Source organism: Herbaspirillum sp. NPDC087042 (assembly GCF_044745245.1).
Taxonomy (GTDB): Bacteria; Pseudomonadota; Gammaproteobacteria; order Burkholderiales; family Burkholderiaceae_D; genus Herbaspirillum.
In genome coordinates, this window is record NZ_JBIUZW010000001.1 from 872441 (window position 1) to 884780 (window position 12340).

At 62.4% G+C, this 12340-nt stretch carries 10 protein-coding genes and 2 tRNA genes; 9 read left to right on the forward strand and 3 right to left on the reverse strand.

What is annotated here, in order from left to right; all coding sequences use genetic code 11:
* The first annotated feature begins 26 nt into the window (after positions 1 to 26).
* From nirD to ACIPHN_RS03890, 8 genes are all read left to right on the forward strand, one after another.
* Positions 27 to 389, forward strand: coding sequence for a nitrite reductase small subunit NirD (gene nirD, locus ACIPHN_RS03855; protein ID WP_400432955.1), 363 nt, complete (start codon positions 27 to 29; stop codon positions 387 to 389).
* A gap of 1 nt (position 390) precedes the next feature.
* Positions 391 to 1641 (forward strand): NAD(P)/FAD-dependent oxidoreductase, encoded by a 1251-nt coding sequence (locus ACIPHN_RS03860; RefSeq protein WP_400432958.1) that lies wholly within the window; start codon positions 391 to 393, stop codon positions 1639 to 1641.
* A 15-nt stretch (positions 1642 to 1656) separates the two neighbouring features.
* Positions 1657 to 4425 (forward strand): molybdopterin-dependent oxidoreductase, encoded by a 2769-nt coding sequence (locus tag ACIPHN_RS03865; protein ID WP_400432961.1) that lies wholly within the window; start codon positions 1657 to 1659, stop codon positions 4423 to 4425.
* 56 nt (positions 4426 to 4481) lie between these two features.
* Positions 4482 to 4558: transfer RNA gene (locus ACIPHN_RS03870), tRNA-Pro, on the forward strand.
* Between the two features lie 106 nt (positions 4559 to 4664).
* Positions 4665 to 4741: transfer RNA gene (locus ACIPHN_RS03875), tRNA-Arg, on the forward strand.
* A 199-nt stretch (positions 4742 to 4940) separates the two neighbouring features.
* Positions 4941 to 5240, forward strand: coding sequence for a hypothetical protein (locus ACIPHN_RS03880; RefSeq protein ID WP_400432964.1), 300 nt, complete (start codon positions 4941 to 4943; stop codon positions 5238 to 5240).
* 782 nt (positions 5241 to 6022) lie between these two features.
* Complete coding sequence (locus ACIPHN_RS03885; protein ID WP_400432967.1) at positions 6023 to 6376, forward strand: hypothetical protein; 354 nt, start codon at positions 6023 to 6025, stop codon at positions 6374 to 6376.
* A complete protein-coding gene (locus ACIPHN_RS03890; RefSeq protein ID WP_400432969.1) occupies positions 6370 to 6801 on the forward strand; it encodes a hypothetical protein in 432 nt (143 codons plus the stop codon). The genes ACIPHN_RS03885 and ACIPHN_RS03890 overlap by 7 nt, the downstream gene beginning before the upstream one ends.
* Here ACIPHN_RS03890 and ACIPHN_RS03895 read toward each other — a convergent pair.
* The 3 genes from ACIPHN_RS03895 to ACIPHN_RS03905 form a co-directional block, all read right to left on the reverse strand.
* A complete protein-coding gene (locus ACIPHN_RS03895) occupies positions 6794 to 7624 on the reverse strand; it encodes an MCP four helix bundle domain-containing protein (RefSeq protein WP_400432972.1) in 831 nt (276 codons plus the stop codon). The two genes, ACIPHN_RS03890 and ACIPHN_RS03895, sit on opposite strands and share 8 nt — an antisense overlap.
* A gap of 336 nt (positions 7625 to 7960) precedes the next feature.
* On the reverse strand, positions 7961 to 9703 hold the full coding sequence (locus ACIPHN_RS03900) for a methyl-accepting chemotaxis protein (protein ID WP_400432975.1): 1743 nt from the start codon (positions 9701 to 9703) through the stop codon (positions 7961 to 7963).
* Between the two features lie 254 nt (positions 9704 to 9957).
* The gene (locus ACIPHN_RS03905; protein ID WP_400432978.1) at positions 9958 to 10416 is read right to left on the reverse strand and encodes a GNAT family N-acetyltransferase; all 459 of its coding nucleotides are present in this window, start codon (positions 10414 to 10416) and stop codon (positions 9958 to 9960) included.
* A 344-nt stretch (positions 10417 to 10760) separates the two neighbouring features.
* Here ACIPHN_RS03905 and ACIPHN_RS03910 point away from each other — a divergent pair, with 344 nt between their 5' ends.
* Complete coding sequence (locus ACIPHN_RS03910) at positions 10761 to 12167, forward strand: DUF3300 domain-containing protein (RefSeq protein ID WP_400432981.1); 1407 nt, start codon at positions 10761 to 10763, stop codon at positions 12165 to 12167.
* Positions 12168 to 12340 lie beyond the last annotated feature (173 nt).

Consider the following 12340-nt stretch of genomic DNA (forward strand, 5'->3'; position numbering starts at 1 on the left):
CTGACGTTTGATAACAGGAGCCAATCATGCACAGCGACCAACAAATCAAGCACTGGACCCCGATCTGCGAACTGGCCGAGATCGTCCCCAACACCGGCGTAGCTGCCCTGGTCGATGACCAGCAGGTCGCGGTCTTCCACGTCATCGATGGCAGCGCCTGCGAGCCGCAGGCGCGCGTGTTCGCCATCGGCAACTTCGATCCCAACTCGGACGCGGCGGTGCTCTCGCGCGGCCTGGTCGGCAGCCTGGGCGAACGCATCGTAGTGGCATCGCCGATCTACAAGCAGCACTTCGACCTGCAGACCGGCGAGTGCCTGGAAGAGCCCGCCAATTCGGTGCCGGCCTGGCCGGCCCGCATCGCCGATGGCAAAGTCTGGATCGGTGCCTGAGATGAACGCCCTGCCCGACACCAAGCCGACCCAGCCCGCCAAGCCTTCGCTGGTGGTGGTGGGCAATGGCATGGCCGGCATGCGCACGGTCGAGGAATTGCTCAAGCTGGCGCCGGACCTCTACGACATCACCGTCTTCGGCGCCGAGCCGCACGGCAACTACAACCGCATCATGCTCTCGCCGGTACTGGCCGGCGACAAGAGCATCGATGACATCATGCTCAACACCCGTGCCTGGTACGACGAGAACGGCATCACCTTGCACGCGGGTGATCCGGTGGAACGCATCGACCGCCGCCAGCGCACCGTCCATGCCCGCTCCGGCCTGGCCGTGAAATATGACCGCCTGCTGCTGGCCACCGGCTCCACGCCCTTCATCATTCCGGTGCCGGGCCACCAGCTGCCGGGCGTAATCGCCTTCCGCGATATCCAGGACGTCGATACCATGCTGGAAGCGGCGCGCACCCACAAGCACGCAGTCGTCATCGGCGGCGGCCTGCTCGGGCTGGAGGCCGCCAATGGCTTGATGCGCCAGGGCATGGACGTGACCGTGGTGCATGTCACCGATGCGCTGATGAACCAGCAACTGGACAAACCCGCCGCCGCCCTGCTGAAGAAGGCGCTGGAGGCCAAGGGCATGCGCTTCCTGCTCAATGCCAATACCGAAGAGATCGTCGGCCCCGATCGCGTCACGGCAGTGCGCTTCAAGGATGGCAGCAGCACCCCCGCCGACCTGGTGGTAATGACCGCCGGCGTGCGCCCCAATATCGCCCTGGCCAAGTCGGCCGGCCTGCATTGCGAACGTGCCATCATCGTCGACGACACCCTGCAGACCTACGACCCGCGCATCTATGCCGTGGGCGAATGCGTGCAGCACCGCAAGGCCACCTTCGGCCTGGTGGCGCCGATCTGGGACCAGGCCCGCGTCTGTGGCGCACACCTGGCCGGCGCCGGCCATCGCCGCTACGTGCAGCAGGCCACCGCCACCAAGCTCAAGGTCACCGGGGTGGATCTGTACTCGGCCGGCGACTTCGTCGGCGGTGACGACACCGAAGACCTGGTGGTACGCGATCCACGCCGCGGCGTCTACAAGCGTCTGGTGCTGCGCGGCTCGCGCCTGGTGGGTGCAGTGCTGTATGGTGACGTCAAGGACGGTCCCTGGTACTTCGACCTGATCCAGAGCGGACGCGACATCAGTGCCTTCCGCCGCCAGTTGCCCTTCGGCCAGGCCATGTGCCAGCAAGCCGCTTAGCTTCCAAGGAGTTCCATGAATCTCTCCCAGACCCCGCTCGCCCTGGCCGTGGCGACCACCCGCACCACCTGCCCCTACTGCGGCGTGGGCTGCGGCGTAACGGCTTCGATGAAAGAGGACGGCAGCCTGGGCATCAAGGGTGACGAACAGCATCCCGCCAACCTCGGGCGCCTGTGCGTGAAGGGCTCGGCCCTGGGCGAGACGGTGGACCTGGACGGCCGCCTGCTGCATCCCCAGATGCGCGATGCGCAAGGCCAGCTGCAACAGGCCTCCTGGGACGATGCATTGGCGCACGTGGCCGGCAAGTTCGCCACCATCATCGCCGAACACGGTCCCGACGCCGTGGCCCTGTATGTCTCCGGCCAGTTGCTGACCGAGGATTACTACATCGCCAACAAGCTCATGAAGGGCTACATCGGCAGTGCCAACATCGACACCAATTCGCGGCTGTGCATGTCCTCCGCCGTGGCCGGCCACAAGCGCGCCTTCGGAGAAGACCTGGTCCCGGTCTGCTATGAAGACCTGGAACTGGCCGACCTGGTGGTGCTGGTCGGCTCCAATGCCGCCTGGTGCCATCCCATCCTGTTCCAGCGCATCGCCCGCCTGAAGGAAACCCGGCCGGAGATGCGCCTGATCGTCATCGACCCGCGCCGCACCGCCACCTGCGAACTGGCCGACCTGCACCTGCCGGTCAAGGCCGGCACCGACGTGTGGCTCTTCAATGGCCTCATGAGCTACCTGGCTCATCGCGGCCTGCGCGACAATGCCTTCATCCAGGCCTACACCCAAGGCTTCAATGAGGCCCTGGCGGTGGCCGACGCCGACTGCGCCGATCCCGCCACGGTAGCGCGCATCTGCAAGCTCAGCCTGCAAGACCTGCTGGCCTTCTATGAAGCCTTCGCCAATACCGAGAAGGTGGTGACCGGCTTCTCCATGGGCGTGAACCAGTCCTCGGCCGGCACCGACAAGGTCAACAGCATCATCAACTGCCACCTGGCCACCGGCCGCATCGGCAAGCCCGGCATGGGCCCCTTCTCCATCACCGGCCAGCCCAATGCCATGGGCGGCCGCGAAGTCGGCGGCCTGGCCAACATGCTGGCCGCCCACATGGACCTGGACCAGCCGCTGCACCGTGACATCGTGCAGGGCTTCTGGCAATCCCCGCGCATCGCCGACAAGCCCGGCCTGAAGGCCGTGGACATGTTCCGCGCCATCGAGGAAGGCCGCATCAAGGCGGTCTGGGTGATGGCCACCAATCCCATGGTCAGCCTGCCTGACGCCGACCTGGTGCAACGCGCCTTGCAGAAGTGCGAGCTGGTGGTGTCCTCCGACGTCATCAGCCAGACCGACACCAACGCCTTCGCCCATGTGCTGCTGCCGGCGCTGGCCTGGGGCGAGAAGGATGGCACGGTCACCAATTCGGAACGCCGCATCTCGCGCCAGCGCGCCTTCCTGGCCGCCCCCGGCGAAGCCCGTGGCGACTGGCACATCATCTGCGACGTGGCCCGCCGCATGGGCTTTGACGGCTTCGATTTTGCCGGCCCGCACGAGATCTTCGACGAACACGCCCGCCTGTCGGCTCACCGCAATGGCGAAGTCGATGCCAGCCACGCACGCCGCGTCTTCAACCTCGCCGGCCTGACCGGCCTGGACAAGACCGGCTACGACACCCTGGCCCCGATCCAGTGGCCGGTGCAGCGCCTCTCCGACGGCAGCGTTGCCGGCACCGCACGCGTGCTGCAGGACTACCGCTTCACCCACGCCGACGGCCGCGCCCGCTTCGTCCCGACCGCGCCGCGCAGCCCCGCCCACAGCGCCTGCGAAGACTACCCGCTGATCCTCAACACCGGCCGCGTGCGCGACCACTGGCACACCATGACGCGCACCGGCAAGTCCGCCACGCTGGCCAGCCACATCCCTGAATCCTTCATCGACATCCACCCGCAAGACGCCCTGCTGTATGGCGTGCGCGAAGGCGGCCTGGCCCGCGTGAGCAGCCGCTGGGGCGCGATGGTGGCGCGGGTGCAGCATGGCGGCGGCATCCCGCGTGGTTCGGTGTTCGTGCCCATTCACTGGAACGGCCAATCGGCCTCGGACGCGCGCGTCGGCGCGGTGGTCAATCCGGTGGTCGACCCGGTCTCGGGCGAGCCCGAGTTCAAGCACACGCCGGTGGCCATCGAAGAATTCCGCGTCGCCTGGCACGGCTTCATCCTCACCCGTCACGCACTGGCGCTGGACGACATCACCCACTGGACCCGCGTGCAAGGCCGCGACTTCATGCGCTACGAACTGGCCGGCCGCAACACCATCGGCGACCACAGCGCCTGGGCGCGCGAGGTGCTGGGCGTACGCGACCCCGATGCCGACTGGCTGGAATACGAAGACCTGAGCGACGGCAGCTACCGCGCCGTGCACGTGGTGGACGACCGCATCGACATGTGCCTGTTCATGTCGGCCCGCCCCGACCTGCCCTCGCGCTCCTGGCTGGCCGGGTTGTTTGCCAAGGAAAAACTGGAAGAAGCCGACCGCGTCGGCCTGCTGGTAGGCGCACCGATCGAGAAAGGCGCCGACACCGGGCCGACGGTCTGCTCCTGCTTTGGCGTGGGACGCAACACCATCTGCAACACCATCCGCGAGAAGGGCCTGAGCGAAGTGGGACAGGTCACGGCCTGCCTGAAGGCCGGCGGCAATTGCGGCTCCTGCGTGCCGGAAATCAAGAAGTTGCTGGTGGAAATCAAGGTCCTCGCCGCGGCCGACGCGCAGGAGGGAGCGACGGTTTCTTAATGCTTTTACAAAGGTGGTTGACCGAAAGGAATATATGCTGCTATTATCTCGCTTCTCGGAGTGTAGCGCAGCCCGGTAGCGCACCTGGTTTGGGACCAGGGGGTCCAAGGTTCGAATCCTTGTACTCCGACCACTCATGAAAAACGGGCTGTTTTTACAGCCCGTTTTCTTTTTCTGGATCGCTGGTGAGTTTGCGTCGCTGTATCGCTCCGACGCACATCGCCGCCAGCCACGCCGAACTGCCCTTAGCTCAACTGGATAGAGCAATGGCCTTCTAAGCCATAGGTCGGGGGTTCGAGTCCCTCAGGGCAGGCCAGATTCCTTAGTCAATTCAAGCACTTACGGCATATTCCAGTCGAACGCATCACCGGAATATCACCCGATTTTATACAGCGGGTGTACAAGAAGTGTACAAGAACTGCACCGACTTGTCTCGCCCGCCCTCCCAAGATTCTCATTGCATTTAGCTGCCTTATGCCCACATAGTCTTCACCTAAATTATAAGGAGGTGGAACATGACGCAAGAACAAAAAACCCCAAATGACATTTTTAACGCCGTCATCGCGTTAGACATGACAGCCCGTGACTTGGAAGTTGCTAAGCGCGTAACAGCAGACAGCGAAAAAGAGATAGGACATCGGCAGTATTACCAAAGTCAAATCCCGCTGCTGGAGCAACGATTTGCCGAGCAGTATGTACGGCTCTGGTCCGACCTACCCGGGATTGAAAACTCGGTACACGGCACCGTCGCAGGTATAGCGAGAACTGCCATGCGAGCGATAGCACGATCTATAGGTGTACCCACGCCCGCGTGACAGGCCCGGCCTTGCCCACCTCGGGTGCAGAAGCGTCAGGCTATTTGCACTCGATAGAAAGCTCCCAATCGACCGGGGAAGACCTCTGCGGCCCCATCAGTACGTTGTACCCACCGGGGCAGAGGTCGGACGCCTTGTCCCACATCGATCCGCTGGTCATTGCATCAATGTAATGCACCGGGCGACCATTCGGGCCCGACCTACTTGAGTTCGTCATCGCACACCCGGAAACGATCACGGCCACTGTCACGGCTACTACTACCTTCATTACTACCCTCCTCATGTAAAGACGGCAATTGTATCCCCAGAGCAACCCGGACTGAAAATTGGTCTAGTTATTCGTGGGGACTACTGCGCCCCGCGCTCGCCCGCACTCCCCCATGCGCCCGTGCCGATATGACGCGCACGACAAGAGACACGCGGGGGAAGAGAACGCACGCGCACGCTCGCGCCCAACACTTCTTCTCCTGATGGATGCCTCTACGGCTTGCGAGGACGGGCCGCAGGGCCACGGCAGGCCACCGGGTGACAGGACATACCCGCTTCAGCAGTGCAAGGCTCACAGGGCCGCTAGTGGCTTCTGGCTGGGCTACCCGATGAACAACTCAGGCCACGCGAGACAAAGGCGAGACACTGGACAGCGATAGGAGGCCATGAGAGGCCGCAGGAGAGGCGCTAGGCTCATCCGTATAGGTCGCGTTGTCCTGCTGCGGATGGAGGTCATGGCGGGGCCGTGGTGCGCTCCCTGCGGTATACGGACACCTGAAGGCGAAGTTCGAGGCATGAGTATGTATCGCGTCTGGGACTTGGAGACTTCGGTAAAGACCGAATTCAAGCGCAAGGCCAATCCGTTCAGCCCCGACAACTACATTGTCTGCTCCGGCTCGTGCCACGCGAAACTCGCCAACCCATATTCGAGTTCGGCACCTGCGCGCACTTTCGGCGAATACTTCCCGGCGAACGCCAAAGGCGCAACCGGGGAAGATGCCCGCGAGCGGCGCATCGCTGCATGCAAGGCTCTCCCCAAGGACTGGTTCACCAAGCTCTTGAAGGACACAAAGATTCTGGTAGGCCACAACATCAAGTTCGACTTGCTGTATGCGCTGGGCAATCCCCGGCACCGAAGTTCATGCTGAAGAAGGGTGTCCACCGTTCCTTCAAGCCGACCGAGTTCAAGAACTACGAGGTGCAAGGTACAGGCGGTGAGTTCGCCAAGGCCGCGATGTACCTCTCCGTGCTGGCCTTCTATCACTACAAGAACTTCGACGGGCTGGCCCTACTTGTGAATCAGGTTCACGACGCCGAGTACGGCGACTTCCACAAGTCCGTCGCTGTCAAGGCTGCTGCCCTCCTGCACGTCTGCATGGAGGAAGCCAGCACGTTCATCGAGTGGTGGTTCAAGTGGAAGCTCCCGCTAGGCGTTCCCTCTGACACCGTGATGGGCAAGAACATGGGCGAGGAAAACAAGATCATCGACCCGCTGTTCAAGAAAGCCTGCGACGTACTCCGTCCGTGGCTGCGCAAACGATTCATCGGCAATCACCAACCCTCTTTCAACTAATCAAAGGAAAATACACATGGCAAAGTTCGACGTTAAAGCAGCGATCAAGAAGGCAGCAAAGACCGGCCCCGACATGAACGTGGCGCAGGCTGGTGGTGGCTACACTCCTCCTGCTGCTGGTACCTGCGGCCTCCGCTTCGTCAGCTACATGGAGCTGGGCAAGCACAAGGGCGAGTGGGAAGGCAAGCCGAAGATCACCGATGAAGTCCAACTGGTGTTCGAGCTGTCCGGCCCGAAGTGGGAGCCGACCGTACTGGAGTCCGGCGAGAAGGTGCCGCAACGCCTGACCGTCAACATGGCGAAGTTCCTGTCGGCCAAGTCCGGCTTCTTCAAGCTGTTTAAGGCCATGAATCACGAGGGCAAGGCGACCATCATGGCCGAGCTTCTGGGTGAAGCCTTCATCGGCACTATCTACCATCACAAGTACAAGCGCAAGGACGGCACCGAGGGTGTGAAGGTGAATTTCAAAGAAGCTACTGCGGTCGGCCTCCAGCATCTGGTGATCGGTATCGTCGGAGATGTCTTCCTTCTCGTAGCGATTGAAGGCGGCGAGCACCTTCTCGTGCTGCTCGCCCATCAACTTGTCCAGGCGGGCGCGATTGGCGGGATCGGTCGATGCGGCGTACTTCCAGATATTGATGCGGATCCCGTAGGCCGCATCGGAGGCATCGCTCAAGGCCAGCAGGCTGGGGACGGTATTGATCGACGAGTAGCTGGCCGAGGTGGCGATACGCTGGCTCTGGAAAACACTGAGGGCGGTCAGGCTGGCAAGGCCCAGGATGACCGAGAGAATCAGGAGATGGAGTTTCTTGGCGATGGTCATGTTCGACTTCCTATGCGCGCACGCACATGCGCGGCTGATCGGTGGGGCTTGAAATTTGATTTCAGGAAATTATAAGTCGCAAAAAAATCACCAAAATCCACAACTTCCCAGTCTTTGATTCTGATCATCTTTGCACACCATGAAGATGCGGCAATCACAAAAAACTTAGATTTTTGTACCCTGGACAGGCAGGCCATGGATTGCCGAGGTGACGGTTTCCCCCATAAAAAAACCGCAATTCCTGCCTCGACAGGGATTGCGGCTTTCTTTGGATAGTGCAGGAAAGTTAGAAAAAGCCGGCCTTCCCGCCCGTCACACCGTTACACCATCACACCATCAGAACTGCTCCCACGATCCCGAATCATCGGTCGCGAACTGCGATGCCTTGGGGGCTTTCTCGGAGGCAGCCGGCTTGCTGGCAGCGATCCTGGGAGCACTGCTGGCCGTCTTGGCCGGTGCAGCAGGCTTGCTTGCCGTGGCAGGCTTGCTTGCTGCAGCGGGCTTGGCCGATGCCGCTTGCGCAGCACGCATGCCCGGTGCCGACTGCCCACCCTCCACGCGGAAGAAGGCCACGGCCTGCTCCAGTCGCTGGGCCTGATCCTGCAGCGATTGCGCCGCAGCGGCTGCTTGCTCGACCAGCGCCGCATTCTGCTGGGTCGCTTCATCCATGAGTGTGATGGCCTGGTTGACCTGGCCGATGCCGTCGCTCTGCTCGCTGCTGGCGGCGCTGATCTCGCCGACCACGTCGGTGACACGACGCACGCTGGCCACCACCTGGTCCATGGTCGAACCGGCCTGGGCCACCAGCTTGCTGCCATCCTCGACCTTGTTCACGGAGTTGTCGATCAACTCCTTGATCTCCTTGGCGGCCGCCGCCGAGCGTTGCGCCAGGGTGCGCACTTCGGAGGCCACCACGGCGAAGCCACGTCCCTGTTCACCGGCGCGTGCCGCTTCCACGGCGGCGTTCAACGCCAGGATGTTGGTCTGGAAGGCGATGCCGTCGATGACACTGATGATGTCCACGATCTTGCGCGAGGAATCGTTGATGGCCTGCATGGTGTCGACCACCTGCCCCACCACCTGACCGCCTTCGGTGGCCACATCCGAGGCCGAACTGGCCAGCTGGTTGGCCTGGCGGGCGTTATCGGCATTCTGCTTGACGGTGGAAGTCAGCTCTTCCATGGCCGAGGCGGTTTCTTCCAGCGAACCGGCCTGTTGCTCGGTACGCGAAGAGAGATCGATATTGCCAGCGGCAATTTCACCGGAGGCAGTAGCGATGGTGTTCACACTGGTACGGACCTCGGTGACGATGGTCGACAGGCTGACCGTCATCTTGCTCAGGGCTTGCTGCAGCTGACCGATCTCGTCTCGCGAGTTGCCATGCATGCGCACCGTCAGGTCGCCTCCAGCCACGGCCTCGGCGGTTGCGACAGCCTCATTGAGCGACGCGCTGATCTTGCGGGCGAGCAGGATGCCTGTCGCCGCCACGATGAGTGCCACGATGGCGCTGATGACCAGGGCCATGATATCGGCGTTGGCCTTGGTCTCGACAGCCTGCTGGGCGCCCTGCTGGCCGAGTTTCTCGTTGTACTTCTTGTGATCCCGGAAGGCCTTGGTCATGTTGTCGACCTTGGACTGATGATCCAGCATCGCCGCCTTGGCGCCCTCTGCGTTGCCCGCCTTGACCAGGGCCATGACCTTCTGGCGTTCATCTTCATAGGCCGCGAAATTGTCGCGATCGGCCTTGAGCAAACCGGCGTCGGTCGCGTCCGAGACATCGTCTTTCTGATACAGGTCCAGCGCGGCAATCACCTTGGCGTGGGCATCGGTCATGGCCTTCTCGACACCCTGGCGGAACGCCGGATCGTTGTCGGACATGAACTTCCACAGCGCCACGCGAATGGTATAGGCCGCATCGGAGGCATCATCGATGGCCAGGATGCTGGGCACCGTATTGACGGTGGAATAGCTCGCGGCCGTATTGACGCGCTCGATCTGGTACATGCCCAGCGCGGTGAGTACCAGCAAGCCGACGATGGCAGCGAGGATCAGGGCATACAGTTTTTTGGCAATGGTCATTTTTGACTCCCGGACGATTTCGGTAAGAAATTATGAATCAACGACGCAAAAATACCATATAAACCAATTTAATCAAATAAATATGAATATTTTTGATTTTGCTGTCTCCAGCAGGAAACAAGGAAATTCCTGATCGACGCGGCCGTGCCAGGCCATGCGCGGAGATGGCCGCGGGCCGGCAGAGGCCGGGGTGAGCGAGGCGGGAGGGAGAGGCGTTGCGATGGGCGCGCCCTGCGGCGCGCCCGGGGAAGGACTCAGGCCTGGGAGCCGTTACGGTAGATGTCCGGACGGGAGATGTGCCAGACGAAGTCGCCGCGATTGATGGCCTCGAAGCCGCAGCGGGCGTACAACCAGGGGGCGGTGGAGGTGGTCAGCATCACGCGGCGCAGCTTTTGCACGGTCGGGTGCTGGTTACAGGATTCGATCAGCCAACGGCCCAGGCCCTGGCCACGCAGGTCGTCGACGACGAAGACGTCGCACAGGTAACCGAAGGTGGCATGGTCGGTCACCACGCGGGCAAAACCGATCTGCTGCTTGCCGCGGTACAGGCCAAAGCAGAGGCTATTGGCAATGGCGGTGCGCACGGTATTGAGATCGATGCCGGGTGACCAGCTCGAATGGGTCAGTACGTCATGGATGAGGGGGATATCCAGCCGGTCGGGATCGGTGTCGATGAGGAACTCATCGCGCCGCCAGATCAGGTGATGACTCATGGTCTTTCCTTGCTTAATGGCGTGTTGTCGTAAAAGTCTTGCCGTGATGCTTGCTGCGAAAACGGTTTAGAACGTTTCCCATGATCCAGCGCCGGGTCCATCTGTTGCACTGAAGAGTTGCGTTCGTGGCTATTCATGATGCCACACCACGGGCCGGCCTGGGCAAGCCCCTCAGGGCAAACACAGGCAAAAAATCAGCCATGTCGGTATCGTCGCCCTGAAACACCGCTTGCAATTCCGTTACACCTCTCGCTTCACTCCTGGCAGACCATAGCTGTACCGTCTTGCGGCGGGACGTCTTTTTTTCGGTGTTCCCTCCGCGCCCAACTACCAAGGAGAACGACGTGAACAAGACCTCTCTGGCCTGGGCCGCCTGCCTGGTGTTTTCGCTGGTGACAGGCTTGCCCGCCCAGGCGCAAAGCGCCTACCCCAGCGCCCCGGCCGTCTATACCCAGCAGCAGCTGGACCAGATGCTGGCCCCGGTGGCGCTCTACCCCGATTCCCTGCTGGCCCAGGTATTGATGGCCGCGACCTATCCGCTGGAAGTGGTGCAGGCCCAGCGCTTCGTGGAAGCCCGCCCCGGCCTGCAGGGCGATGGCCTGGCCCGTGCCGTGGCACCCATGCCCTGGGATCCGAGCGTGAAGTCGCTGGTGCAGTTCCCGGCGGTGCTGGCGATGATGAATGACCGGCTGGACTGGATGCAGCAACTGGGCCAGGCCTTCCTGGGCCAGCAAGGTCCGGTGATGGATACGGTGCAGAACCTGCGCGAGCGCGCCCGTATCGCCGGTACGCTCGAATCCAGCCCGCAACAGCGGGTGATGGTCGAGGATGATGACGTGATCGTCATCGAGCCCGTCAATCCGCAGGTGGTCTATGTGCCCTATTACAACCCGGTGGTCGTATATGGCAGCTGGTGGTGGCCGTCGGCTCCGCCGGTCTACTGGACGCCGCCGCCGCGCTATCGCCCGCCCAGCTATCAACCGGGCTTCTCGGCCAGCATCAGCTTTGGCGTGGGGATAGGCGTGATGAGCGCCGTCTACGGCGATGCCCGCCCGGACTGGCACCATCGCCAGGTGATGGTGAACCAGACCAGGATCACCAACATCAACAATACCAATATCGTCAATAACAATAAATTCGTGAACAACAATGTCAACATCAATCGCAACGTGACCATGAACCAGCACCCGGTCGTCTGGCATCACGACGCACGCTACGGCGGTGGCGGCCGCTATGCCCAGCAGGCGGCGCCCGCGCTGGCTCAGGCTGCACGCCCGGCGGCAGCGCCGGCACCGGCGCCTGCGAACGTGCAGCAGCGCGTCGTCCAGGAGGACCAGGCGCGCCAGCGCCAGGCCTTTGAACAGCAACGCCAGCGCGAGCAACAGGCCAACGACCAGCAGCGCCAGCGTGAGCAGATGATCCGCGAACAGCAGCGTCAGCACGAGCAGCAGTCCCAGGACCAGCGCCAGCAGCAACAGGCGCAGGAACGGCAGATGCAAATGCAGACACAACAACGCCAGCAGCAGATGCAGCAGCAACAACAGCAACGTGAGCAGCAGATGCGCCAGCAACAGCACGATCAGCAACAGCGCCAGCAACCACAGGGCCGGCAGCAGCAGGAGCCGCCGCACCACGAGCAGCAGGCACGCCAGCAGGCGCCACAGCCGCATCCCCAGGCTCAACCTCAAGCACAGCCCCAGCACAATGAGCGCAACGCGCATCGGGACGACCACCGCGACGAGCGCGGTTGAGCGAGCTTGAGCGCCGTCGGGTGCAGCACCGGTGGCCCGCGCTCCCACATGACTTGCCTTGTGGCAAACATGCGGGAGCGCGGGCTGCTTCGGTTATAATGGCGGGTTTTCCGCAGCGCCCGCCCAAGTGTGTGGCGCCCTGCGACGAGCGGCGCATGCAAGGCCCGCGGGGC